Consider the following 25,079-nt stretch of genomic DNA (forward strand, 5'->3'; position numbering starts at 1 on the left):
AGGCGTCTCCGACGCCTGATCCGTTCGGCTGCAGTGCGGTTGGTAATCCACGCAACACCGACTTTACGGGATACATACGATGATTGACAGCGTTCGTGGTGATTTATCACCGCGATTCCGACAATTACCGCTCAATCATCTGATGTATGGCGGCAGGACGTCGCTCGTGCCAATCGGTCGCGCCCTGATACCGCACCCCGGCCTCGAAGAGCACACCCTCTCGACCTCGCGCAGCGGTGAGCTGAGCACCGACCGGCATCCCCGACAGTGGGTGGAACCCCACCGGCAGCGCGAGAGTCGGTCCGTCGTGCAACGACCACGGATAGGTGAACTGACCCATCCGTCGAGACAGGGCAACCACGCCGTCTCCGCCGGCGAGGGGCGGCACGTCCACGGGCATCGTCGGGGTCAGCACCAGGTCGACGTCCTCGAGGACCGGACGCAGCAGGGCTCGGAACCGTTCGCCCGCCTCGTGCGCCGCGGCGCGATCCTCGTCGGTGATGCCGAGCCCCAGCATGATTCGTTCTCTGGTTACCGCCTGGAACAGGGACGGTTGCGTACGCAGCCTCGCTCGATGGTGACGCGCGAGATCGCTGTAAACGATCGTGTAGACGATGTCCTGGGCGTCGGCCGCGAAGGGCAGCGACACGGGAACGATCGTCACGTCCAGCTCGGCGAACAGGCTCACGGCGTTTCGGACGGTACGGGCCACACCCTCGTCCACGTCGGAGGCGATGAACACGTCCGGCACTCCGACACGGACTGTGCCCGTGACGTTCTCGGTCGAGCGGGAGGACAGTGCGTCGAACAGGGCGGCCACCTCCCCGACCGTGCGCGCCATCGGGCCCACCGTGTCGAACTCCTCGCTGACGGGGTGAACACCGGCCGTGCTGATCGACCCTCTACTCGGACGCAGGCCGGTGACACCGCACGCAGCGGCGGGCAGTCGGACCGAACCGCCGGTGTCGGTACCCAGCGCGGCGTCCACGATTCCCGCCGCGACGGCGATACCGGAGCCTCCGCTGGAGCCACCCGGAATCCGGCCGAGGTCCCACGGGTTGCGGGACGGCCCCGCGGCCGAGTTCTGCGACGTCACGCCGACGGCGAACTCGGCCATGTTCAGTTTGGCGGTCACCCGAGCGCCGGCCGCACGCAGGCGTGTCACCACGTCAGCGTCGTGGTCCGCCCGGTGGTCGGTGAAGTAGGCCGAGGCACAGGTGGTCTCGATGCCGGCGACGTCGATGTTGTCCTTGACCCCGACGGTCTTCCCCGCGAGAGGCCCCTCGCCGGCCGGGGGTGAATCGATCCACCGGATGACGCTCCCCAACCGACGGTCGAGAGCGAGCGGGGACAGGTCCGGTGTCTCACCGGCCTGTCCCCCACTCTCGGTCAGGCTGCGCTCCGCGCTCGCAGCTCCGCCGTCGCGTGCTCGTCGACGGTCCACGATGCGGTGTTCACGACCACACCGTAATCGCGTCGCGCGTCCTCCTCGGTGAGGTACTCGTCCCAGACGTCGCTCAACACCTGGAACGGGTCCCGCTCGAAGGGGTCGCCGAAGCCGCCACCGGACGGGAGCTTGATCTCCAGGGTCTCACCGGCACGGATCGTTTCCTGGGTCACCTTGGAGTAGAGCACCTCCTCGCGGTCGGTCCCGGCGTTACGAGTGAACGCACCCGAGACGCCCTGGTGCCCACCGAGAGCTCCCGCCGGCGGATCCGAGCGGTTGTCCGCCTCGGAGCCCAGGAACGTGTCGGTCTCCATCAACCACTTGCGCACACTGCCGATACCGCCACGCCACTTGCCGGGAGCCGGTGCCTCGTCGCGCAGCTCGTATCGCAGCGCCCGCATGGCATGGTTGAGCTCGAGCTCCTCGATGGGGTTGTTGCGGGTGTTGGCCATCAGCGCGTCGACGGCGTCCATTCCGTCCTTGCCGTTGCGGCCGCCGTACGACCCCTCGTTGATCTCGATGTACACCCAGTACGACTCGCCGTCGGGCGCGATTCCGGAGTACGCGATGGCACACAGCGCCGCGGACGATCCTGCGATCGCATGGTCCGGAAGGACCGGTGCGAGAGCGAGATTGATCGAGTCGAACACCCGGTTCACCTGAGAGAACCGCGCAAAGCACGACGCCGGGAAGTCCGGGTTGAAGATGGTGCCCTCGGGTGCATAGGCCTTGACGGGTCGGAAGCAGCCGTCGTTCTGCGGAACGAAGTCCTCGGTGAGGTCCTCGTCCAAGAGGATGGTACGGATGGCCGAGACCGCGACCGGGAGGACCGACCCCTCGAAGGGGACGTTGAACGCGGTGGAGACCTGACTGTTCGAGCCGGTGAGGTCGATCAGGATGTCCTCTCCCTCGACCTGCACGCGTACGGCCACCTTCAGCGGCTCGTCGCGGTTCTTGCCGTCGTCGTCGAGGTAGCCGATCGGTGCCTCGTAGCTGCCGTCGGGGATCTCGCGGATCTTGGCACGCAGCATGGACTCCGAGTAGTCCATCCACCGTTCGCCCGCACTCATGACGGTGTCGAGACCGTACTTCTCGAGCAGCTCCGTGAAGCGCTTCTCGCCGATCCGCGAGCACGCGATGAGGGCCTCGAGGTCGCCACGGTTCTGCTCGGGGGTGCGGACGTTGTCGAGAATGTGCTGGATGAGGTAGTCGTTGCGGACGCCCGCCTGGTAGATCTTCATCGAGTCCATGAGCTTGCCCTCGGCCCACACGTCGACGACGTCCATGCACAGTCCGGGGAAGTTGCCGCCCACGTCGGAGACGTGGCCGGTGCAGCCCGCGAAGCCGATGTGTTCGCCCTGCCAGAAGATCGGAATGATGACGCCGTAGTCCGGCGAGTGTGCGGCGCCGTGGTACGGATGGTTGTGCAGGATCACGTCACCCGGCTCGTACGTTCCCGCGAGCCTACGGTTGACACCCCGGATGTAGGCGGGGATCGAACCGCAGTGCATCGGTGTGGAATCCGACTCGCACAGCTCACGACCGTTGATGTCGAAGATGCCGGCGCCGAGGTCCTCCGACTCGCGGATGAGGCTCGAGTACGCCATCCGGTAGAGCACCTGAGCCATCTCCTTGGCCATCGACTGCAGAGCACCGCCGATCACCCGGAGCGTGATCGGATCGACCTCCACGTCGTTCCACGTGCGCGTGGAGTCACCCGCCAACGAGACTCCGGTGATGGGCATCAGCGTCTTGCTCATGCGAGGTTCCTCTCGATGATGATGTGGCCGACGGCGTCGACGGTGGCATGCTGATTCATTCCGACGATGGTGGTCGAGTCGAACTGCTCGACGATCGCGGGTCCGTCGAACCTGTTGCCCGCCAGCAGGAGCGATCGCTCGTACACCGGGGTCTCGACCCATTCGGGCTTCGCGGTGTCGTCCTTCCAGAAGAGCGCGCGGGCCGTGGTCTTGATCGCGGCGGAAGCGTCGGCGGTGCCCTTCTCGATGTCGGCGATGCGCACGTGAGGCACCGCACCGACGCCCGTGACACGGACGTTGATCAGCTGCACGGGTTTGTCGTCGAAGCGCTGGGAGTACGTGCGCCCGTGCGCCTCGTGGAAGGCCTCGGCCGTCGTCTTAACCCAGACGTCGTCGATCTCGCCGTCGGGTGCCTGGACGCGGAGCTCGTACCCTTGCCCCACGTATCGGCAGTCGACGCTGCGCTCGAGCGAGATGTTCTCCGGTGCAACCCCGTCCGCCCGCAACTGGGCCACTGCCTGCTCGGACAGCCGCTCGACCTGCTGACGCAGCAGCTCGATGTCCGGGTCGGCCGACGAGGTCCACACCGTGGTGGGCTCCTCGTAGCGGATGTCGGTGGTGAGCAGACCGACCGCGGACGTGATGCCGGGGTGGGCGGGCACGATGACGCGCGGGATACCGAGCTGATCGGCGATCTGCCACGCGAACAGCGGCCCTGCTCCACCTTCCGCGATGAGGGAGAAGTCGCGGGGGTCGTACCCCTTGCGCACCGAGTGCAGGCTGATGGCTTCCGTCATGGAGTGCGCGAGGATCTTGAAGATGCCCATCGCCGCCTCGTCGAGAGGCGCGTCCAGCTTGTCGGCGATGTGGGTCTGGATGGCGGTGCGGGCGAGTTCCGGCTGAACCCGCATGGTGCCGGACAGGAAACTGTTCTCGCGCAGCCACCCCATCATGACCATCGCGTCGGTCGAGGTCGGCTCGGTACCGCCGTGGCCGTAGCACGCAGGTCCGGGAACGGCACCGGCGCTGCGCGGTCCGACGCGGAACATGCCGCCGTCGTCGACCACCGCGATGGAGCCACCGCCGGCGCCGATGGTGTCGACCTCCGCCATCGGCACCATCGCGTGGTAGTCGCCGATGCGGGTGTCCAGGAGGTGCTTCATCCGCAGTGCGCCGTCGGGCGCCACTCCCACGTCCGCCGAGGTGCCGCCGACGTCGAGGGTGATGACGCTGGGGAAGCCCGACGCCTTGCCGATGGCGCAGCCGCCGAGGAGACCGGCGACCACGCCGCTGGTCAGCAGTGACACGGGAATCTCACTGGCGCTCCGGGAGGTGACCAGTCCGCCGGCGGAGGTCATGAGGTGCACGTCCTCGCCGACTTGTGCCGCGCTCGCCTTCTGTGCGAGGTTCTCGATGTACTGCGACGTCTTCGGCCCGATGAACGCATTGAGCGCGGCGGTGGAGAAGCGCTCGTACTCGCGGTACTGCGGAGCGACCTCACTGGACAGCGACACGAAGACGCCGGGGAACTCCTCGGCGATGATCGCCTTGACCCGCTGCTCGTGGGTCGGGTTGCGGTAGGAGTGCAGAAAAGCGACGGCGATGGCGTCGACACCTCGCTCGCGCAGGAGCCGAACCTGTTCCCGCACAGCATCTTCGTCCAGGGGTGTCAGGACGGCGCCGGAGGCGTCGATACGCTCCGGAACGACGCGCCGGTTCCGCCGCGGTACCAGTTGCCACTTCTGCCACGGCAGATCCTGGTAGTTGGAGTAGTTCAGGGGTCGCTTCTTGCGCGCGATGTGCAGGAGGTCGCGGAACCCCTCCGTCGTGATCATTCCGACGTCGCACCCGTTGTGCTCGAGGACGATGTTGGTGGCCACCGTCGTGCCGTGGAAGAACATGTCGATCTCGGCCGGGTCGATTCCCGCCCGCTCGGCCAGGACAGCAATGCCGTCCATCGTGCCGATCGAGGGATCGTGGTTGGTCGACGGCGTCTTGTGCACCACCACGGTGCCGTCGTCGTCCCACAACACGAGGTCGGTGAAGGTTCCACCGACGTCGACTCCGATTCGTTTCATGTGCCATCCAATTCTGTCGGCTCTCACGTGGGGAGCAGGAGTGGGACGACCGGGACGCGTCGCTGCAGTCCGGGAGTCCGTGCGGGGTCTCTGTGCACCCTGCGAAGGTGACCCGAGTCATAGTGCGCCACCCTGTGCCCGAATGCAATACCTCTGATGTTTTGGGCAGGTGACGCCTCGTCAGGTGCCCTTCAGTCCCGCTCGACGGCATTCGACACCCTAAACAGCCGATGTATTGCCATAGTGCCCGATCTTCGGATGCCGCTGCTCGCCGCAGTCGCTCGCGCTACGCTCGTGCTGTTCCGCCACCGTCGCCCCACGTGATCGCCCGTCGTCACGAGCCGGACGACCGACCGAGAGGCCCGCCTCAGTGCCCGAATCCTCGACCGCCGATCCGAGCGCCAAGAGCACGCCGGCCTACGCCGCACTCGCGACACGACTGCGCGACCGCATCCTGTCGGGCGAACTGCAGCCGGGTGAGCGCCTCCCCAGCGACACGGAACTGACGGCGGAGTTCGGCGTCGGCCGGAGCACGATCCGCGAAGCCCTACGGTCGTTGGCTAGCCAGAATTTGATCCTCACCACTCGCGGCGTCACGGGCGGCAGCTTCGTGGCGGTGCCCAGCGTCGGCCACATCAGCGAGCACCTCGAAACCGGTGTCGCGCTCATGACCACGGCCGATGCCGTCACTGTCGACCAGCTGATGGAGGTACGCAACCTCATGGAGGTGCCTGCGGCGGGCATGGCCGCCTTCCGCCGCACCGAGGACCACCTCGATCAACTGCGCGCCTCGATCTTCGATCCCACCGACGCCCAGGGGCCGGAGACCTTCGTCAAGAACCAGGAGTTCCACCTCGTCCTGCTGCGCGCTGCGCAGAATCCCCTGCTCGAACTCATCACGGCACCGGTGTTCCGGGTGCTGTCGAAGCGTTTCGGTCGTGATCACGCGCCGGAGGGCTTCTGGCAGTGCGTCGAACACGACCATCGGGCGATTCTCGACGTCGTCGCCGCGGGCGACTCGATGTCCGCGATGGACATGATGCGTCGCCACCTCGACCATCTGGGCGGCTCCTACCGACAGATGGACAAGCTGCGCACTCAGTAGCACCAAACATCTGCTCTTTCGTGAGAATTGACCGCATCATATCTCGCAGATCCGGTCAGAACTCCCCCTTGACGGTCTAATCATCTGATGTTTATGGTTCAGGTGCAGGCTTCGCCGACCGACACAGGGAGACACCGTGGCAGTCCATCCGGCCGTTCTAGGGCGCTTCTTCGAGGATTACGTGGTGGGTGACGTCTACCAGCACCCTCTGGGACGCACCGTCTCGCAGGCCGACAACACGTGGATCACGCTGCTGTCGATGAACACGAACCAGAATCACTTCAACGCACATCTCGCGGCGCAGAACCCGATCACCGAGGGGCGCGTCATCGTGAACTCGGGCTTCACGGTTGCGGTGATTCTCGGCATCTCCGTACTCGACATGAGCCAGAACGCGATCTCCAATCTCGCGTTCACCGACATCAAGATGTCTCACCCCGTGTACGAGGGCGACACGCTGTACGCAGAGAGCATCTGCACGGGCCTGCGACTCTCCGAGTCCCGCCCCTATGCCGGCATCGTCTCGATGATCACCCGTGGCCTCAATCAGGATGGCGTGGAGGTCATCTCGTGGAAACGCTCCGTCATGGTGGCGACGCGAGAGAGCGGCATCGGCCAGAACTACTTCCCGGAGGCGCAGAGCGGTCCGCTGCAGCTGCCGTCCGACACGAAAGGCGACGCACGATGAAACCACTCGAGGATGTCCGCATCATCTCGCTGGAACAGTACGGCGCAGGCCCGTTCGGCAGTCTTCACCTCGCCGACCTCGGTGCCGACGTCATCAAGATCGAGGACCCCAACGTCGGCGGTGACGTCGGCCGGTACGTGCCGCCGTTCAACGAGGGCGAGGACTCGCTCTTCTTCGAGACGTTCAACCGCAACAAACGCAGTCTGTCGCTCGATCTCTCCACACCCGCCGGGCGCTCCGTCTTCGAGGACCTCGTGAAGTCCAGCGACGCAGTCTATTCGAACCTGCGCGGTGACGTTCCCGCCAAGATCGGCATCACGTACGACGACCTCAAGCACCTCAACCCCGCCATCGTCTGCTGCAGCCTGACCGGGTTCGGTATGACCGGTCCGCGCGCGAAGGAACCCGGCTACGACTACATCCTGCAGGGACTCGCGGGCTGGATGAGCGTCACCGGTGATCCCGACGGCCCACCCACCAAATCCGGTCTCTCGCTGGTGGACTACTCGGGCGGGTTCGTCGCCGCGATCAGCCTGCTCTCCGGTCTGCACGCCGCGCGGCGCGACGGTGTCGGCGGGGACTGCGACGTGTCGCTGTACGACACCGCGATGTCGCTGTTGACGTATCCCGCGACGTGGCATCTCAACGCGGGTTTCGAGCCGGTGCGAACCAAGAATTCGGCCCACCCGTCGCTGGTCCCGTTCCAGGCCTTCGAGGCCACGGACGGCTGGCTCATCGTCGGCTGCGCCAAGGAGAAGTTCTGGGAACGGCTCGTCGTCGCCATCGGCCGACCCGATCTCGGTGCCGATCCTCGCTTCGCGAGCTTTTCCCTGCGGGGGCAGAACAAGGACGTTCTGCTGCCGATGTTGGAGGACGTGTTCGCCACCGACACCGTCGCACATTGGTTGTCGCTGCTGGGCCCGGCAGGCGTTCCGTCCGGACCGATCAACGACGTGGCGCACGCGCTCACCGAACCCCACACGCTCGCACGCAATCTCATCGTCGAGACCGAGCACCCGGTGTACGACACGGTGCGCCAACTCGCCTCCCCCGTCAACTTCGGGCCGCAGCGTCCCGAATACCGACGTGCACCGCAGCGCGGGGAGAACCTCGAGGAGATCGTGGCCGACCTCGGCTACGACGAGGAGTCCATCGCCAGCCTGCGCCGTAGCGGCGCCTTCGGCGAGGTGACGGCCGAGGCACACGCGTGACCTCCACAGTGCTGTCCGAGTGGGCGACGGGAGTGACCCTCGACGATGTGCCGCCGGCCGTGCGGCACGCGACCGCTCGTCACCTGCTCGATTCGGTGGGTACCGCGGTGGCCGCGCAGCGTCTGGGCCACGGACGCGCCGCATGGACCGTCGCCGACGGTCTGGGCGGCCCTCCCGAGGCCCGCCCGTTGACGGGAACCCGCGCCCTGTCCGCGCCGGCCGCCGCCCTGGCCACCGGCGTTCTGGTGCACGCGCTCGACTTCGACGACACGCACGCCGGCGCGCTGGTTCACGCCACCGCGGTCACCCTGCCGGCAGCCTTCGCCGTCGGCCAGCAGTCCCACGCCACCGGTGCCGAGGTACTCACCGCCGCGACACTCGGCCTCGAGACGGCCTGTCGGCTGGGCGCCGTCAGTCCGCACGGGTTCCACGCTCGCGGGATCCACGCGACCGCAGCGGTGGGCCCGTTCGCGGCGGCCGTCGTCGCCGGTCGACTCGGAAAGTTCGACAGCAAGACAATGGTGCACGCTCTCGGCATCGCCGGATCGTCGAGCTCTGGTCTCCTCGAGTTCCTCGACACCGATGCGGACACGAAAGCGCTGCACCCCGGCACGGCCAGCTTCAACGGCATCCTGGCCACCCGCCTCGCGGCCGCCGGCGCGACCGGTCCCGGCTCGGTGCTGGAGGGGCGACGGGGAATCTACGCGGCTCTCACCGATCGACCCGTCGACCTGGCTGTTCTGACCGACGATCTCGGAATCCGCTGGGAGGCACTGGGGATCGGCATCAAGCCGTACCCCAGCTGCCAGCTGATGCACGTCACCCTCGACGCGGTGTCCGCCGCTGTTGCGGGCCACGACATCCACGTCGACGACATCCGTGACATCGAGGTGATAGTCCACCCTGACTCCACCCCGTTCGTGTGCGGACCCAACACGGGCGTCGCCTCCCCGCGCAGCACCTACGACGGCAAGTTCGATCTGCCGTGGAGCGTGGCCGCATTGCTGCGCGACGGCGCAGTCGACGTCTCCACCTATACCGACGAGTCGATCGCCCGAGCAGACGTGCTGACGACGGCGCGCACGGTCCGCGTCGTCGAACGTCCCACCGACGGGCCCGCAGCCGCCGCTCCCGGACACGCCAACATCACCCTCGCTGACGGCCGTGTGCTCGTAGGCGACGTCGGCGGAAGTCGCGGCAGTGCCGCATTTCCACTCGACGACGCGGCACTGCGGGAGAAGTTTCTCGGCAACTGCGGCCACGACGCTCGTGCCGACGAACTCGCCGATCGCGTTCTCGGACTCGCCGACGAACACGACCTCTCCGCCGTGCTCGATCTCGCCGCGGCCATCGCGCCCGCCCCCTGACCCTCGCCTGGAAGAAGGACACCACCATGGATTTCACGTACGACGAACAGCAGACGGCGTTCCGTAAGGCATTGCGCACCTTCGTGGACAAGGAGATCGTCCCGGTCGCGAACGAATGGGAGAAGACCGGCCGCTACCCCACGGAGATCGTCGACCACATGAAGGCAATGGGCCTGTTCGGGATCACGACGCCGGAGGAGTACGGCGGCCTCGAACTCGACAAGGTCTCCTTCACTCTCGTCTACGAGGAGTTGGCGCGTGGATGGATGGGCATTGCCGGCATCGTCGGCAGCCACAACCTCTCGTGCTGGATGATCGCCAAGCACGGCACGGACGAGCAGAAGCAGTCTCTCCTCCCGAAGCTGGCCACGGGTGAGTGGCGCACCGGCGTCGGCCTCACCGAGCCAGGTGCGGGCACGGACCTGCAGGGCATCAAGACCACCGCCAAGCGCGACGGCGACCACTACGTCGTGAACGGCGCGAAGACGTGGATCACCAACGCGCGGTATGCGAACGTCCTGCCCGTGCTGGTGAAGACCGACACCTCCGCCACCCCTCCCCACAAGGGCATGAGCCTGCTGCTCATCGACACCACCAGTGAGGGTTTCGAGGTCCAGCGTGACATGGGCAAGCTCGGTTACAAGGGCACCGAGTCGTGTGAGATCAGCTTCGACAACGTTCGGGTGCCGGTCGACGCACTCCTCGGCGGCGTCGAGGGCCGTGGACTGCAGCAGGCGTTGTCTGGACTCGAGATCGGTCGACTCAACATCGCGGGTCGCAGTGTGGGAATCGCGCAGGCGGCCTACGACGCCGCGCTGCAGTACGCGAAGGAGCGCACCGCCTTCGGGCAGCCCATCGCCGAGTTCCAGGCGATCCAGTTGAAGATCGCCGACATCGCCACGCAGCTGCAGGCGGCCCGACTCATGACCTACTGGGCTGCATCGCAGGCGGATTCGGGCAAGCGCGTCGACATGGAGGCGGGCATGGCCAAGTACTTCGCGTCGGAGGCCGCCATCACCGCCAGCCTCGAGGCCATGCGCATTCACGGCGGCTACGGCTACTCGACCGAGTTCGTCGTCGAGCGTCTCTACCGCGACGCGCCGCTCATGGCCATCGGCGAGGGAACCAACGACATCATGCGCACCGTCATCGCGAAGTCGTTGGTCGCGGGATCGAGCGTGATCGGGTGAGTGGGGCGCTCACCTACCTCTACGTCCCCGGCGACATGCCGGCCCGCTTCGACAAGGCGCTCGCCTCGGGTGCGGACGCCGTCGTGCTCGATCTCGAGGATGCAGTCGCTCTGCGGGACAAGGACTCCGCACGCGCGGAGGTCGCCGCCTGGGTCGCTGCGTGCGAGCCCGGTGACGTCGAGGTGTGGGTGCGCGTCAACCCGGGCCCGCTGCAGAAGACCGACATTCGCGCGGTGGCGCATCCCCGGCTGACCGGGGTGTGGCTCCCCAAGGTGGGGTCACCCGAGGAGATCGCGATCGCCGATCGGCTGCTCGCCGACGTGTGTCCACACGCCGCGGTGTCGCCGTTGCTCGAGACGGGTGCGGCGCTGTTCGACGCGCTCGCCATCGCGCGAGGACCCCGTGTGCGCTTCCTGCAGATCGGTGAGGCCGATCTCGCCGTCGACCTCGGTATCGACGGCGAATCGGACCCCAGCGCGCTGCTGTTTGCGCGGTCACAGGTGGTCGCGGCCAGCGCCGCCACAGGCATCCTCCCCCCGCTGGGGGCCGTGTCCCGCAACTTCCGCGACCTCGACGCGTTCACCGCGGACACGCAGTCGCTGTCGCGTCTCGGCTTCGTGGGCCGCGCGTGCATCCACCCGGCCCAGGTCCCGGCGGCGCGCGCGGTGTTCGAGCCCACGCCCGAGGACGTCACCCGAGCACGCGCCGTGCTCTCCGCCCTCGAGTCCGGTGGGGCCGGGGTCGACCAGGACGGTCACCTCATCGACGAGGCAGTCGCGAAGCGGGCACGACGGGTGATGGAGCGCGCGTAGAGGGCAAGTGGGTTCGGGCCCGAAACATGTCGGTGCCCTGCTGTAAACAGTGAGTAGGCAGACGGATGATTCCTGCCACCGACGCTCGGTTCTCCGACGTCGAGCTAGCTGTTCGCACAGAATCGAGAACCCCATGGACCACGACAGTCGCGGCTTGGGCGGTATCCCCGCCGGCAACCCCGGATTCACCGTCGCCGTCGAGATCGACCGGCCCTTCGACCAGATCGAACCGGACGAGTACCTCCAGCTGCTGCACCAGGTCGGTGACGACGCGGCCAGGATCGACCGATCCCTACTCGGTCATGCACGCGTCGTCCTCGACGTACCCGGCAGCGGATGGTGGGTCTCCGGACAGGCTGCTCTCCATGCTGTCGACAGGCTCGCAGAGGAGTGGAGCGTCCTCGGTGTCGAGACGAGCCGGTCGGACCTCTGGTCCACCAGCCCTCACATGGCCGACAGTCGCCTCCCCCGCACTCGCCGACTGCCGGCGAGTGAGGGCACGCGGTACACCGTCATCATCGAAATCGAGCCGTACGACGAGCTCGTCGATGACGTGGAGCTGTCCGACTACTTCCGGTCCAGGGAACGCGCGGACGTCGTCGTCGCCGACAACGGGCGTCGGCACATCATCGTGTCGAGGCGCGACTGGGACGTCTCCTGGGCCTGCCAACTCACCGCCAAATCCCTCCATGTCATCAGCAACGCGTGGTCCATCACACGCATCAGGACGGTCGAGACCGCGGTATGGAAACGAGAGCACTCTCGTCCGCGCGTCGACAATCGGCCGACGGCAATCCCGCAGTGGCAGTACGCACTCCGCATCGACGGCACCAGATGCGTCGTCGTCACCGACAAGGATGTCGACCTGGACAACTGGTACGCGAAGTACACCAACTCCGACGGCATGTCGGGCGTCGAGCAGTTCTTCCACGGCCCCGCCTGGTTGACCGACGACGGCGTTGCGAACCTTCGGAGGAACGGCGACGCCATCGACGCATGGATCGCTCCCCTGCCCCGCGGTGGACTCCTCGACAACATCACCGACGGATACGGCCGAGTTCTGCCCGTCGACGACTCCGAGGGCACCGCAGCATGGTTGATGGAATCGATGTTCGACAAGCCCGCCGGCCTGATCATCGAACTCGGTCCCAGCGACTACGACCCCGACGACGAGGGGGACGTGTTCAACGCGCAGATCCACGTCCTCGACGACGGCGTGTACATGGTGCGCCGATCGCGAGCCGTTCTTCAGCGACTCCGACTGGTCGACCATGGTGTCGAGGGGTTGGAGCTGGACCACTGGCATCACGACGACCACTTCGACGACTGCACGGACGGTTATCTGTTCAGCCGCGACACCCAGCTCATCGCCAACGCGTGCGTCGCGTGGTTCCGGCAGAACGGCGTGACCGACGAGCGCAGTGCGCTGGGCTGCTCCTACGAGTTCGTCGACGAACTCCCCCGCACCTCCTGACAGTCCCACGAGAGGACCCCATGACATCGACGTCCGACGCCCTCACTCGCGCACTGAATGACGTGCCGTTGAAGGAGATGGACCCGTCACTGCTCGCCCACGCCATCCGGTACGAGGCGCGCGGTCGAGGACTCAAGACCTCACCGCTCGAGGATGCTCTCGCCGTGGCGTCCTACGCCCATCTGATGCAGCGCCGCACCACTCGCGGCGATCAGATCAACGATCCGTACATCACGCACCCATCTCGAAACGTGCTGCGTCTCATGAGGTACGGATGTGCTGATCTCGACGCACTCGTGGCCACGGCCCTGCACGACACCGTCGAGGATCAGTCCGACCGCATCGTCGATCTACTTGGCGGGAGCCAGGCTCTCGGCGCACTCGAGGCACACTTCGGTGCGGAGGTCGCACGCCTCGTCGTGGCTGTCACCACCCCGCCGCGCACCGGCGAGGACCGTGCCGCGCAGTACGTCGAACACGTGACGGCGGTGATCCGCGATCCGAAGGTGTTTCTGGTGAAGGTGTCCGACTTCGTCGACAACGCCGGCAGCCTGAAGTACCTGGTCGACGAAGCGAAGCGGACGAAGCTGCTTCGCAAGTACGCACCCCTCGTGACCGTCTTCGAGGCGGCCGCCACCGAGCACGGCGAGGCACTCGGACTCACAGCCGATGGGATGGCAGATCTGCGCGATCACCTGGCGTCGATCGGGGAGCAGACGGAGGGCTGATACCGCGTCATTCCAACCAGATGCGATCGACGAAACCACCCCGGCGTTCGCGTTTGTCAGCCGCAAGAGCAGCCACATCCGCCATCGTGAGCCCCAAGGACGACGCCAGACAACTGACGACCTCGAACACGTCCGCGAGCTCCTCCGGTCGCTCGTTGCGACCGGCACGCCGGAACTCGTCGGCCTCCTCCACCAGCTTCTCCGCGAGAGCCAGCTCGAACTCGTGCGGGTCGAGCTGCCGTGTCCGCGGGACGCGACCCGACTGCTCGATGATGTCGGGAATCAGGTCGCGAACGAGTTTGCCCATATCGCTAAGTTTGATGCCATGCACCCACGCACGCCAACCGACGCCCTGACACTCGGCCAGCATCTGGTCAGTGTGCTGGACAGCGGGGCACGTGTGGCGACCTACAAGCTCGCAGTCCTGGTCGCTCTACTCAAGTACTGCGTCGAACACGTTCCCGCGGAACAGGACGCTAGTGTCGACGTCGACCTGACGGACCTCGCTGAACGCGTCATCGCCCTGTACTGGCGCCAGGTGCGCGACTTCGAGGGGGTGTACCTGCGGCAGTCCTCCAACCGGATCGCGCGAATCCCGGATGCGGTGCGGCAGTTGGCGGCGGAGACACTGTCATTCGGCCGTCACGTTCCGCTCGAGACCGCGGCCACTGCGGCACCCGAACTGTGGGAGAAGACGGTCGACACAGTTCGGCTGACCATGATCCAACAGCCACTTCATCGCCTGCAGAAAGTCCCGGGAGCCTCGACCCAGTCGACGTTTCTCTACGACGATTCCTGGATGCACGACGCAGTGGGCAGAAAACGGATCGCAGAAGTCGGCAATCGCATCACCCTCTATCCGGGAGTCGCTTTCGGCCTCGCGCGTTTGTCCGGCCTACTCAAACCAGGTCTATTGCTTGCCTGGGTCGACGACGTGCGTCGAATGAACCCTGCGTTGTCCGAGGGCGTCCCCGACCTTGAGGGGCACCTCTTCGGCCAGGACCGTATCGCTCTGCAGAGACCGCGCCAGGTCCTGATCGACGAGTACGGGGACCGTTGTTTCTACTGCGGATCACGGGTGGGGCCGGCAGCCCACGTCGACCACGTACTGCCGTGGTCCCGAGTCGGGCTGGATGGACTGGCCAACCTGGTGCTCGCATGCTCCAAGTGCAACACGAGCAAATCCGACCTGCTCCCTGAGCGCACCCATGTCTCCCGCGCGCTCGATCGCGATCCCGACCGATTGACGAGTCTGGCCGCGGCCATCACGTGGCCCGTCCAGTACCACCGAGTTGTCACTGCTGCGCGCGGTCTCTATGCCACTCAGCCCGACGCGTCCCCGCTGTGGCGCGCGCCGGGCGACGTCGTACCCCTCACGCGGGATGTCACGTGGCTGCACGCGAAGGTGATTCTGCGCAGCTGAGTCATCGAAGCGCCGCCACTTCCCGCCAGACTCCGACGGACAGCAAGTCCGCCTCCTATCCGCTCGACGTCCGGTCAGCCGCGAGGGTTGCGCCGCGCGCGGACGACTGGTGCGGGCGCGAATCAGTCGTCGACGACGACCCCGTACCGAGTCACCAGATCCGCGAGGCCGTCGTCGTACCCCTGCCCCACTGCTCGACACCTCCATGCGGTGCCCCGTCGGTAGATCTCGGTCAGAATGAGGCTCCGCTCGGTGGTCGCGGCGTCCAACACTGCAGTGGCGATGCGCGATTCAGGCGTGGAGAGCGAGATCGACACGGCACCGACATCACCGAAGGTGTGCTCTTTCTCGATCGCTGCGGCGATCACGATGCGCTCGATGTCGTCCGGCACGACACTCAGGTCGATGCGGACGCCCTGCTCACTGTCCCCGTCGAGGGACAGCACCACGGCCCCGTCGGACGTGGACGGGGCGTTGTAGAACACGAAGTCCTCGTCGCTGGACACCACCTCATCCGCTGTCGTCAGGAATGCGACCACGTCGACGGCGATGGGATCTGTGTCGGCGGCGCGCCACGATGCGTCCACCGTCACCACGGTGGTGTTCTCCGGCAGATCGACGACGCCTCCGCGCGGAACCAGCGGGGCCATCGACGGCCGGGTGATGACCTCGGCGCGCGGCGTCACCTCGTCGAGGTTCAAAGCCCTGTCCACGTCGATCGAGGACAGTGTCGTCAGCTGTCGTTCCCGTACGCGTGGCATGCGCGGGTCACCGTCGCCATGGGAGAGCAGGAGTACGTCGGTCACGCCCGCACTCAGATTGACAGCGGGGGTGGCTCCCAGCTGGATCAGTCGCGACCGCATGAGCACCGACTCCGCGTGGGAGCCTCCCATCACCAGGACACGGCGAGTCGCCCACGGTGCGGCGGACGGCGCGGGCAGAGGCATCGTCGCCACGACGGGCTTCCGTGGGCCCTTCCGGGTGCCGGGGCGAACGACGCGCACCAGATCGTGCAGCACGTGCTCCGTGATCACCGGAATGCCCTGTGAGCGAGCCCGAGCCACCTTCACACTCTCCGACGCGGGATCGGTACAGACGACGACACTGGTGTACCTGCTGACGGAGTTCATGACGTCGAGGCCGGCCTCGGTCAACTGCTCGGCCAGACGGAGTCGTGGGATGCGCGTGTCGCCGCTGATGACGACGCGCATTCCTTGAACCAGCCCGTGTGCGACGTCGAGCCGTCCGGGGTTCTCCCAGTGGCACTGTGTTCGAGGGATGGAGTCCGGGTAGAGCGTCAGGCGGTCACTGCAGGTGACGACCGGAAGTGGCAGATCGAGTGAGCGTGCCAGCCGAGAGCTGTGGGTGAAGATCTGCGCCAGGACGTGGGCATCGTCGTAGGCGTCGTGCGCCCGCGACTGCATCACCTTCCAGTGCGCGGCGAGGGTGGACAGCTTGTGATTCGAGAGGTCGGGCTGGAGTCGTCGGGACAGAGCCAACGTGCACAACCGCTGACGCGTCGGCATGTCCAGACCGGCGCGCATGGATTCGAGCTTCAGAAATCCGTGATCGAAGCTCGCGTTGTGCGCCACCATCGTGCGTCCGTCGAGCATCGACATGAGCTGCGGCGCGATGTCCTCGAAGCGCGGAGCGCCGGCCAACCGCTCGGGTGTCAGCTTGTGAATGTGGACCGGGCCGGGATCGCACCCGGGATTGACGAGAGTCGACATCTCACTCGCGACGCGTCCGTGATCGTCCAGCGTCAGGGCAGCAACACTCAGCACCCGGTCACGGTTCGCCTTCAGCCCTGACGTCTCGACGTCGACCACGACCCAGCGGTCGTCGGGCACCGAGGTTGCACTGCGCATGGACATCCACCTTCGCGAGGAAACAGACTGCCCGGTCACTATGCACGACGACTACGACATCTCAGTCGGCCGGCGCAGCCGTGCTCGCTCGGGTGACCAGGCTGGGGGCGATGCTGAAGCGTCGGGTGCTCGACTTCCCGGACTCGATCTGCTCGAGCAGGATCTCGACGCTCCGGACGCCCACCTCGCTGAACTCCTGGCGGATCGTGGTGAGCGGCGGTGAGTAGAACTCGGCGTCGGGGACATCGTCGAAACCGACCAGGCTGATGTCCTCGGGAACCCGCCGCCCGTGGGCGTCGAGCGCGCGCAGCACTCCGAGCGCCATGGAGTCGTTTCCTGCGAACACGGCGGTGACACCTTTGATCTGCGCGAGGACGGTGCCGGCCGCGTAGCCCGACCGGGCGGTCCAGTCCCCGTTCATCACCGGCGGCGGATCGATCCCCCGCTCCTCGTGCACCGACCGCCACCCGCTCACCCGGTCCGCGGCCTCGTACCACCCCAGAGGCCCGGCCACGTGCCACACCTCTCGGTGCCCGAGTTCCAGGAGATGCGACGTGGCGTCCCTCGCTCCGAGGACCTGGTCGACGGACACCACCGCGAGATCTCCGGCGGGCGATCCCTCGACCGCGACGAGCGGCAGTTCGCCGGCCAGCCCCGCGATGTCGCCGTTGTCGGTGCGCAGCGGCGCCACCACGACCACCCCGTCGACACCCTGCTTGTGCAGACTCCGAACGCACGCGTTGATGGCGTCCTCCTCCAGCGAGGTCGGAACCCCCACCAGCACCGAGTAGCCGGCTTGCCGGGCGGCCCGCTCGACGCTGTACAGCGTCGAGACCGGTCCGTGCAGAGCAACTCCCGTCGCGACGATGCCGATGGTGCGGTTGCTTCCGGTGACCAGAGCCCGAGCCGCGGTGTTGGGCCGATAGCCCAGCTGGGTGATGGCCTGCGTGACCCGCGCCCTGGTCGCGTCGGTGACGTGGGGATGACCGTTGATCACCCGCGAGACGGTCTGGTGGGACACCCCGGCAAGTTTGGCCACGTCCGTCATGGCCGGCCCTCGAATCGGCGTCACAGTTCCCCCCCAGTTCACTCGTCCGTCGTCCAGGATCGCAGGTTCGGCCCCGCCGCGCCGATCTACCTCGACACGGGCGGCGACGCGGTGGCTGCGGGGGCAGCTTTCGTGTCGGTGGAACCGCCCAACATCTCGGCCGGAACCGGGAGACCCATGTAAGTGGACGGTGCCGGTTTCTCGGCCTTGTCGGGTCCACCTCCGCGTCCGCTGGCGGCTCGGCGCTTCGTCCAGATGTCGAAGGCGACGGCCGCGAGGAGGACGAGACCCTTCACCAACTGGACTCGCTCGCTGGGTGATCCGATGAGGGACATCCCGCTGTTGATGACGGCGATGATCAGTCCGCCGGTGAGTGCACCGACGATACGCCCGACGCCGCCCTGCACGGCTGCGCCACCGATGAACGCGGCCGCGATGGCGTCGAGCTCGAATCCGTTACCCGCAGTGGGGCCGGCCTGGTTCAGTCGGCCGGCGAAGATGATTCCCGCCAGGGCCGACAGCACACCCATGTTGACGAAGAGCCAGAACGTGACCGGCTTGACCTTGATGCCCGACAGCGATGCGGCGTGGATGTTGCCGCCGATGGCGTAGACGTGGCGACCGAACACCGTTCGACCGGCCAGCGTGGAGTACCCCATGACGAGCACCGCGAGGAGGATCAAGACATACGGCAGGTTCTTGAAGCGCGCCAGCTGAACAGCAATGGCGAGCACGAGAAGTCCGGCGAAGGTGAGCTTGGCGATGAACAGCGGCAACGCATCGACGACCTGGCCGTACTTCTGCCGGCCCATGCGGGTCCGCCACTGGCTGAACACGATTCCGACGATGGCAGCGATGGCGACCAGCAGCGTGAAGATGTCGGCTCCGCCCAGGGGTCCGAGGCCGACGTTGCCGAGGAATCCGGGGAGGAAGCCGTTGGACAGTGTCCGCACCGGTCCGGGGAACGGCCCGATGCCCTGGTTGCCCAGCACGATGAGGGTGACGGCGCGGAAGACGAGCATGCCGGCCAGCGTGACGATGAACGCGGGGATGCCGAAGTATGCGACCCAGTAACCCTGCCACGCTCCGATCAGTCCGCCCACGACCAGCGTGATCAGCACTGCCAGCGGCCATGGCACGTTCTGTTGAACCATGAGGACACCCGCGATGGCGCCGGTGGCCGCGACCACCGATCCCACCGACAGGTCGATGTGGCCGGCGATGATGATCACGACCATGCCGATGGCCAGGATCAGGATGTAGGAGTTCTGCACCACCATGTTGCTGATGTTCTGCGGCACCAGAAGTTGTCCACCGGTGAGCGCGGTGAAGAGCAGGATGATCAACGCGAAGGCGATGAAAATTCCGCTCTGGCGGAGGTTTCGCGTGAGCAGCGCCCGGACGGTCGACAGCTGATTCATCGAAGTACTCCTGTTCCACGGGTCATGAGATGCATGAGAGATTCCTGCGTCGCGTCCTCCCGAGTCACCTCACCGGTGATGCGGCCTGCGGACAGCGCGTAGATCCGATCGCACAGCCCCAACAGTTCGGGCAGCTCGGACGAGATCACGAGAACGGCCTTGCCTGCATCGGCGAGGCTGTTGATGATCGAATAGATTTCGAACTTGGCGCCGACGTCGATTCCTCGCGTCGGCTCGTCGAGAATGAGCACGTCCGGATCACTGAAGATCCACTTGCTCAACACGACCTTCTGCTGGTTGCCGCCGGACAGCTTGCCGACGACGGCCTCCACGTTGGGAGCCTTGATGTTCATGCTCTTGCGGAAGCCCTCGGCAACCTCGTACTCGTGGTTGTCGTCGACGAATCCGTGAGCGACCAGCTTGTCCAGGGCCGCGGTGGAGATGTTGCGCTTGATGTCGTCGATCAGGTTGAGGCCGTAGCGCTTGCGATCCTCGGTCGCGTACGCGAGACCGTGCTCGATCGCGTCGTTGACGGACTTGACGTGAATCTCTGTGCCGTACTTGTACAACCGTCCGGAAATGTCCGTGCCGTAGCTGCGCCCGAAGACGCTCATGGCCAGTTCCGTGCGGCCGGCACCCATCAGCCCGGCGAGACCGACGATCTCCCCGCGACGGAGCGTCAGATTCGCCTTGTCCACGACGGTCCGACCGTGCTGGGTGGGGCTGTGCACGGTCCAGTCCTCGATCCGCAGCACCTCCTCTCCCACCGTGGATTCGTGCGGCGGGAAGCGGTGCTCGAGATCGCGGCCGACCATGAGCGAGATGATGCGATCCTCGGTGACATCCGGGTTGCGCATGTCCAGCGTCTCGATGGTCCGACCGTCCCGGATGATCGTGGTCCGGTCGGCGATGGCTGCGATCTCGTTGAGCTTGTGCGAGATGATCACGCACGTGATGCCCTCGTCCCGCAGACCGCGCAGCAATTCGAGGAGGTGGGTGGAATCCGAATCGTTCAGTGCTGCGGTCGGTTCGTCGAGAATCAGCAGCGTCACGTCCTTGGACAGTGCCTTCGCGATCTCCACGAGTTGCTGCTTTCCGACACCGAGGTCGTTGACGACGGTGACCGGGTTCTCCCGCAGCCCTACACGGTTCAGTAGGGCTGCGGCCTCGGAGTTGGTGCGGTTCCAGTCGATGAACCCACGCTTGGACCGCTCGTTGCCGAGGAAGATGTTCTCGGCGATCGACAGATACGGACTGAGCGCGAGTTCCTGGTGGATGATGACGATGCCCTTGGCTTCGCTGCTCCGGATGTCGGAGAACTCGCAGGCCTGACCGTCGAACACGATGTCGCCGTCGAACGTGTCATGGGGATACACACCCGACAGAACCTTCATGAGCGTGGACTTTCCCGCGCCGTTCTCGCCGCAGATCGCGTGTATCTCGCCGCGCTCCACCGTCAAGGTGACATCCTGCAGTGCTTTCACGCCCGGGAACGTCTTGGTGATCCCGCGCATTTCCAAGATCTGGCTCGTCATCGCCGAACTCACTTCAATTGATCCTCGGTGTAGTAGCCGCCCTCGACGAGAAGCTTCTCGTAGTTGTCCTTGTAGACGATCTCGGGTTGCAGCAGGTATGCGGGAACAACCTTTTCGCCGTTGTCGTAGTCGGTCGTGTTGTTGGTCTCGGGCGTCTGGCCGTCGAGCACCGCCTGCGCCATCTGGATCGTGACCGCAGCCAACTCGCGCGTGTCCTTGTAGATGGTGGAGTACTGCTCACCGGCGATGATGGACTTCACCGACGGCACCTCGGCGTCCTGGCCGGTGACGATCGGGTACGGCTGTCCGGCGGTTCCGTAGCCGTTGCTCTTCAGCGCGGACAGGATTCCGATCGACAGGCCGTCGTACGGGGACAGCACGCCCTGCACCTTCTGGCCCGACGAGTACGTCTTGGTCAGCAGGTCCTCCATACGCTTCTGCGCGGTGGCCGGGTCCCAGCGAAGGGTCGCGGCCGTCTCGAAGTCGGACTCGCCGCTGCCGATCTTCAGGGTTCCCTTGTCCAGATACGGCTTCAGGGTCTCCATGGCACCGTCGAAGAAGAAGGTGGCGTTGTTGTCGTCGGGTGAACCGGCGAAGACCTCGATGTTGAACGGTCCGGCGGGGGCGTCGGCCTTGTCGGTGCCGTCCTCGTTCTTCAGGCCCAGGCCGACCAGCAGCGACGTGGCCTGGTCGACGCCGACCTTGTAGTTGTCGAAGGTGGCGTAGTAGTCGACGTTCGGCGAGTTGCGGATCAGGCGGTCGTACGCGATGACGCCGATGCCGTTGTCCTTGGCTTCCTGCAGCTGCGTGGTGATGGCGGTGCCGTCGACGGACGCCACGATCAGCAGCTTCGCGCCCTGGGTGATCTGGTTCTCGATCTGGTTGACCTGGGTGGGGATGTCGTTCTCCGCGTACTGCAGATCGACCTTGTAGCCCTTCGACTCCAGCGCGCTCTTGAGGTTGTCGCCGTCGGCGATCCACCGGGCGGACGACTTCGTCGGCATCGTGACGCCGATCAGAGCGCCGGCCGTGTCGCCTCCCGCCGAGGGGGCGACGTCGGCAGTCTTCGTGCTGGACCCGCACGCGGTCACCGTGATCGCTATCGCCACCGCGGCCGCAGCCACCGGTAGGTGTCGGAACTTCATCGTGTCTCCTCGGGTGGTGGCTGGTCGGCAGGGACGGCATTCGATTCGCCGTGCTGCGGATCATGCTGCTGTCGAGTGGTGTGAATCACACCGCCCAGCGAGTGTGAGCGATAACATCGACGATGTCAACGGGTCCTCCGAACTGGACTTTGCGACGTGTTAGCGCTAACAGAATCCGCAGTTGACCCGCGGTGTCACGACCCCGCTCAGACCACCGTTATGCTTCGGTGCATACAACTACCGAATCAGGACGACTCATGACTCACCCCGGATCGCACGCCTTCGACGACGGTCTCACCCTCGAGCCTCTGGGCGACGGTCGCTACCGCGGCCGGACCTCCGCGCCGTACAACAACATGGTCGGCCCCTTCGGCGGGCTCACCGCCGCGACGCTGGTCCGGGCCGTCGAGCTTCATCCCGATCGACTGGGCGACCCGGTGACGCTGACCGTGAACTTCGCGGGCCCCATCGCCGAGGGCGAGTTCGAGATCTCCACTCGCGCCGTGCGGACGAATCGCAGCAACCAGCACTGGTACCTGGAGCTGAGCCAGGACGGCACGGTCGCCACCACCGCGACCGCGGTCTTCGGTAGGCGTCGCACCACCTGGGACGCCCTCGAGTCGTCGCCGCCCGCGATGCCCGACCCCGCGGACGTCGACACGGTCGACTTCCCCGAGTTCATCGCCTGGGCGAACAACTACGAGATGCGGTTCACCGCCGGTGCATTGACCGAGACGGAGTCCGCCGATTCCGTTGCGACGCTGTGGGTCCGGGACTCTCCCCCGCGTCCGATGGACTTCGCGTCCCTGACGTCGATGAGCGACATCTTCTACCCGCGGGTCTTCCAGCGGCGCGGGAAGTACGTCGCCGCCGGAACCATCTCGCTCACCGTGCACTACTTCGCGACGGCGGAGGATCTGGCGGCTCAGTCCGACGGGTACGTCCTCGGGACCGCGCACGCACGACGATTCCATCAGGGCTACTTCGACCAGACCGCCGAGCTGTGGAGCACCAGCGGCACTCTCCTCGCCACCGGACACCAGGTCGTCTACTACAAGGACTGATATCGGGTCCCTGCCGAGTCGCAGTGTGCACAATGTGACACAGGGCACGTAGGTCGTGCGCCTCGCGGATCGACCGGCAGGAGAGTCATGAAGAGCACCATGCAGGACACCCCGTTGTCCATCGGCCAGCTCGTTCGATACGGCACGTCGATGCACGCGTCGGCGACGATCACCACGTGGAGCGAGGCGGGGCCGTCGAACATCACCTTCGCCGAGCTCGGTCGACGCGCCGCCAAACTCGCCCACGGTCTCCGAGCGCTCGGGATCGACGGGGACCAGCGCGTCGCCACCTTCATGTGGAACAACTCGCAGCACATGGAGGCCTACATGGCCGTGCCGGCCATGGGTGCCGTGCTGCACACGCTGAACATTCGCCTGTTCCCCGAGCAGCTCACCTACATCGTCGCGCACGCCGAGGACAGCGTCATCATCGCCGACGCCAGCCTGCTCCCCCTGCTGACGCCGCTCCTGCCGACCATGACGACCGTGCGGCACCTCGTCGTCGTGGGCGCCGACCCCGCACAGGTGCAGGCACCGGACTACATCGAGGTGCTGGGCTACGAGGACGTGCTCGCAGGCCACCCCGACGAGTACGACTGGCCCGAGCTCGACGAACGATCCGCTGCAGCAATGTGTTACACCTCGGGCACCACCGGTGACCCGAAAGGCGTCGTCTACTCGCACCGATCGATTTGGCTGCACTCGATGCAGGTCTGCATGACCGATGCCATGGCGCTCGCGCAGTCGGACACCGTGCTCGCCATCGTGCCGATGTTCCACGCCATGTCCTGGGGACTGCCGTACGCCGCGCTGATGGTGGGGGCGTCGCTCATCATGCCGGACCGCTTCCTGCAGCCGGCGCCGCTCGCGGAGATGATGACGACCCTGCGACCCACCGCGGCCGCCGCTGTCCCCACCATCTGGCAGGCACTGCTCGCCCACCTCGAGGACCACCCGGCGGACCTGTCGAGCCTGCGCGACGTCACCGTGGGCGGCAGCGCCTGCCCGCCGAGTCTGATGCGGGCGTTCCACGAGAAGTACGGCGTTCCCATCTCCCAGGCGTGGGGCATGACGGAGACGTCGCCGCTCGGCACGTCCGGGCGCCCCGACGTCGGACTGTCTCCGGAAGACGAGTTCGACTTGCGTTGCACTCAGGGACGTTTCGTGTCCGCTGTCCGTGCTCGCCTGGTCGACGATTCGGGCACCGTCTTGCCGTGGGACGGCACGCACGTCGGCGAACTCGAGGTGCGCGGGCCGTGGATCACGGGCAGCTACTACCGCAGCGACGCGTCCGACAAGTTCGACGACGGGTGGCTGCGGACCGGCGATGTCGGCACCATCTCCGAGGGCGGATACCTGACGCTGACGGACCGGTCGAAGGACATCATCAAGTCCGGTGGGGAATGGATCTCGTCCGTCGAGCTCGAGAACCACGTCATGGAGCATTCCGCTGTGCGCGAGGCCGCGGTCATCGGTGTGCCCGATGAGAAGTGGGACGAGCGACCACTCGTCGCCGTCGTCGTGCGCGAGGGTCAGACCGTGACCGCGGAGGAGCTCCGCGACTTCCTCGACGGCCGAGTTGCGCACTGGCAGTTGCCGGAACGCTGGACCTTCATCGACGAGGTGCCGAAGACGAGTGTCGGCAAGTTCGACAAGAAGCGGCTGCGCGGGTCGCATGCAGACGGTGCGTTGGAGGTCGTCGAGGTCGGCTGACG

General features: G+C 66.1%; 20 protein-coding genes. 11 read left to right on the forward strand and 9 right to left on the reverse strand.

Annotated elements, in window-relative coordinates; translation table 11 throughout:
- Positions 1-124: 124 nt before the first annotated feature.
- The 3 genes from HQ306_RS17075 to HQ306_RS17085 are packed head-to-tail and all read right to left on the reverse strand — an operon-like array spanning position 125 to position 5,285.
- Positions 125-1,444 (reverse strand): amidase, encoded by a 1,320-nt coding sequence (locus tag HQ306_RS17075; protein WP_308115452.1) that lies wholly within the window; start codon positions 1,442-1,444, stop codon positions 125-127.
- Positions 1,390-3,207, reverse strand: coding sequence for a hydantoinase B/oxoprolinase family protein (locus HQ306_RS17080; RefSeq protein ID WP_222632809.1), 1,818 nt, complete (start codon positions 3,205-3,207; stop codon positions 1,390-1,392). The genes HQ306_RS17075 and HQ306_RS17080 overlap by 55 nt, the downstream gene beginning before the upstream one ends.
- Positions 3,204-5,285: a hydantoinase/oxoprolinase family protein gene (locus HQ306_RS17085; RefSeq protein ID WP_222632810.1), complete on the reverse strand. Its 2,082-nt coding sequence runs from the start codon at positions 5,283-5,285 to the stop codon at positions 3,204-3,206. Before HQ306_RS17085 ends, HQ306_RS17080 begins: the two co-directional genes overlap by 4 nt.
- Before the next feature lie 370 nt (positions 5,286-5,655).
- Between HQ306_RS17085 and HQ306_RS17090 the strand changes: the two genes are divergently transcribed.
- From HQ306_RS17090 to HQ306_RS17125, 8 genes are all read left to right on the forward strand, one after another.
- Positions 5,656-6,390: a FadR/GntR family transcriptional regulator gene (locus HQ306_RS17090; RefSeq protein WP_222632811.1), complete on the forward strand. Its 735-nt coding sequence runs from the start codon at positions 5,656-5,658 to the stop codon at positions 6,388-6,390.
- 136 nt (positions 6,391-6,526) lie between these two features.
- Complete coding sequence (locus tag HQ306_RS17095; RefSeq protein ID WP_027504875.1) at positions 6,527-7,078, forward strand: MaoC family dehydratase; 552 nt, start codon at positions 6,527-6,529, stop codon at positions 7,076-7,078.
- Positions 7,075-8,289 (forward strand): CaiB/BaiF CoA-transferase family protein, encoded by a 1,215-nt coding sequence (locus HQ306_RS17100; protein WP_222632812.1) that lies wholly within the window; start codon positions 7,075-7,077, stop codon positions 8,287-8,289. The genes HQ306_RS17095 and HQ306_RS17100 overlap by 4 nt, the downstream gene beginning before the upstream one ends.
- Complete coding sequence (locus tag HQ306_RS17105; RefSeq protein ID WP_222632813.1) at positions 8,286-9,656, forward strand: MmgE/PrpD family protein; 1,371 nt, start codon at positions 8,286-8,288, stop codon at positions 9,654-9,656. The genes HQ306_RS17100 and HQ306_RS17105 overlap by 4 nt, the downstream gene beginning before the upstream one ends.
- Positions 9,657-9,682: 26 nt before the next feature.
- Positions 9,683-10,846 (forward strand): acyl-CoA dehydrogenase family protein, encoded by a 1,164-nt coding sequence (locus HQ306_RS17110; protein ID WP_222632814.1) that lies wholly within the window; start codon positions 9,683-9,685, stop codon positions 10,844-10,846.
- Positions 10,843-11,658: a CoA ester lyase gene (locus tag HQ306_RS17115; protein WP_222632815.1), complete on the forward strand. Its 816-nt coding sequence runs from the start codon at positions 10,843-10,845 to the stop codon at positions 11,656-11,658. Before HQ306_RS17110 ends, HQ306_RS17115 begins: the two co-directional genes overlap by 4 nt.
- A 133-nt stretch (positions 11,659-11,791) precedes the next feature.
- Entirely contained in the window at positions 11,792-13,132 is a 1,341-nt protein-coding gene (locus HQ306_RS22285; protein WP_261770171.1) for a hypothetical protein, read from the forward strand.
- 20 nt (positions 13,133-13,152) lie between these two features.
- Positions 13,153-13,860 (forward strand): HD domain-containing protein, encoded by a 708-nt coding sequence (locus tag HQ306_RS17125; RefSeq protein ID WP_222632816.1) that lies wholly within the window; start codon positions 13,153-13,155, stop codon positions 13,858-13,860.
- A 7-nt stretch (positions 13,861-13,867) separates the two neighbouring features.
- On the opposite strand, the gene HQ306_RS17130 is transcribed toward HQ306_RS17125, so the two are convergent.
- Positions 13,868-14,230, reverse strand: coding sequence for a nucleoside triphosphate pyrophosphohydrolase (locus HQ306_RS17130; RefSeq protein WP_308115453.1), 363 nt, complete (start codon positions 14,228-14,230; stop codon positions 13,868-13,870).
- A 573-nt stretch (positions 14,231-14,803) separates the two neighbouring features.
- Between HQ306_RS17130 and HQ306_RS22290 the strand changes: the two genes are divergently transcribed.
- The gene (locus HQ306_RS22290; RefSeq protein WP_261770231.1) at positions 14,804-15,283 is read left to right on the forward strand and encodes an HNH endonuclease; all 480 of its coding nucleotides are present in this window, start codon (positions 14,804-14,806) and stop codon (positions 15,281-15,283) included.
- A gap of 122 nt (positions 15,284-15,405) precedes the next feature.
- On the opposite strand, the gene HQ306_RS17140 is transcribed toward HQ306_RS22290, so the two are convergent.
- From HQ306_RS17140 to chvE, 5 genes are all read right to left on the reverse strand, one after another.
- Positions 15,406-17,151, reverse strand: coding sequence for a TerD family protein (locus tag HQ306_RS17140; RefSeq protein WP_222632819.1), 1,746 nt, complete (start codon positions 17,149-17,151; stop codon positions 15,406-15,408).
- Positions 17,152-17,212: 61 nt separating this feature from the next.
- Positions 17,213-18,199, reverse strand: a complete 987-nt coding sequence (locus tag HQ306_RS17145; RefSeq protein ID WP_261770172.1) for a LacI family DNA-binding transcriptional regulator — start codon at positions 18,197-18,199, stop codon at positions 17,213-17,215.
- 86 nt (positions 18,200-18,285) lie between these two features.
- Positions 18,286-19,620, reverse strand: coding sequence for a multiple monosaccharide ABC transporter permease (gene mmsB / locus HQ306_RS17150; protein ID WP_222632821.1), 1,335 nt, complete (start codon positions 19,618-19,620; stop codon positions 18,286-18,288).
- Positions 19,617-21,155 carry a multiple monosaccharide ABC transporter ATP-binding protein gene (gene mmsA / locus HQ306_RS17155; protein WP_222632822.1) on the reverse strand — a complete coding sequence of 513 codons (1,539 nt, stop codon included), beginning with the start codon at positions 21,153-21,155 and terminating at the stop codon, positions 19,617-19,619. The genes mmsB and mmsA overlap by 4 nt, the downstream gene beginning before the upstream one ends.
- A gap of 8 nt (positions 21,156-21,163) precedes the next feature.
- Entirely contained in the window at positions 21,164-22,300 is a 1,137-nt protein-coding gene (chvE, locus tag HQ306_RS17160; protein WP_222632823.1) for a multiple monosaccharide ABC transporter substrate-binding protein, read from the reverse strand.
- Between the two features lie 257 nt (positions 22,301-22,557).
- Between chvE and HQ306_RS17165 the strand changes: the two genes are divergently transcribed.
- Together HQ306_RS17165 and HQ306_RS17170 are read left to right on the forward strand one after the other, a co-directional pair.
- On the forward strand, positions 22,558-23,364 hold the full coding sequence (locus HQ306_RS17165; protein ID WP_222632824.1) for an acyl-CoA thioesterase II: 807 nt from the start codon (positions 22,558-22,560) through the stop codon (positions 23,362-23,364).
- 87 nt (positions 23,365-23,451) lie between these two features.
- Positions 23,452-25,077 carry a long-chain fatty acid--CoA ligase gene (locus HQ306_RS17170; protein ID WP_222632825.1) on the forward strand — a complete coding sequence of 542 codons (1,626 nt, stop codon included), beginning with the start codon at positions 23,452-23,454 and terminating at the stop codon, positions 25,075-25,077.
- Positions 25,078-25,079: the final 2 nt, after the last annotated feature.

This window comes from Rhodococcus sp. BP-160 (genome assembly GCF_019836205.1).
GTDB lineage: Bacteria > Actinomycetota > Actinomycetes > Mycobacteriales > Mycobacteriaceae > Rhodococcoides.

Bases quoted from the DNA above. Each gene is read 5' to 3' on its own strand.
- HQ306_RS17125 (WP_222632816.1), top strand. From the start codon at position 13,153: ATGACATCGACGTCCGACGCCCTCACTCGCGCACTGAATGACGTGCCG.
- HQ306_RS17085 (WP_222632810.1), bottom strand. From the start codon at position 5,285: ATGAAACGAATCGGAGTCGACGTCGGTGGAACCTTCACCGACCTCGTG.
- HQ306_RS22290 (WP_261770231.1), top strand. From the start codon at position 14,804: ATGAACCCTGCGTTGTCCGAGGGCGTCCCCGACCTTGAGGGGCACCTC.
- HQ306_RS22285 (WP_261770171.1), top strand. From the start codon at position 11,792: ATGGACCACGACAGTCGCGGCTTGGGCGGTATCCCCGCCGGCAACCCC.
- HQ306_RS17145 (WP_261770172.1), bottom strand. From the start codon at position 18,199: ATGACGGACGTGGCCAAACTTGCCGGGGTGTCCCACCAGACCGTCTCG.
- HQ306_RS17080 (WP_222632809.1), bottom strand. From the start codon at position 3,207: ATGAGCAAGACGCTGATGCCCATCACCGGAGTCTCGTTGGCGGGTGAC.
- chvE (WP_222632823.1), bottom strand. From the start codon at position 22,300: ATGAAGTTCCGACACCTACCGGTGGCTGCGGCCGCGGTGGCGATAGCG.
- HQ306_RS17140 (WP_222632819.1), bottom strand. From the start codon at position 17,151: ATGCGCAGTGCAACCTCGGTGCCCGACGACCGCTGGGTCGTGGTCGAC.
- mmsB (WP_222632821.1), bottom strand. From the start codon at position 19,620: ATGAATCAGCTGTCGACCGTCCGGGCGCTGCTCACGCGAAACCTCCGC.
- HQ306_RS17165 (WP_222632824.1), top strand. From the start codon at position 22,558: ATGACTCACCCCGGATCGCACGCCTTCGACGACGGTCTCACCCTCGAG.
- HQ306_RS17100 (WP_222632812.1), top strand. From the start codon at position 7,075: ATGAAACCACTCGAGGATGTCCGCATCATCTCGCTGGAACAGTACGGC.
- HQ306_RS17170 (WP_222632825.1), top strand. From the start codon at position 23,452: ATGAAGAGCACCATGCAGGACACCCCGTTGTCCATCGGCCAGCTCGTT.
- HQ306_RS17110 (WP_222632814.1), top strand. From the start codon at position 9,683: ATGGATTTCACGTACGACGAACAGCAGACGGCGTTCCGTAAGGCATTG.
- mmsA (WP_222632822.1), bottom strand. From the start codon at position 21,155: ATGACGAGCCAGATCTTGGAAATGCGCGGGATCACCAAGACGTTCCCG.
- HQ306_RS17130 (WP_308115453.1), bottom strand. From the start codon at position 14,230: ATGCTGGCCGAGTGTCAGGGCGTCGGTTGGCGTGCGTGGGTGCATGGC.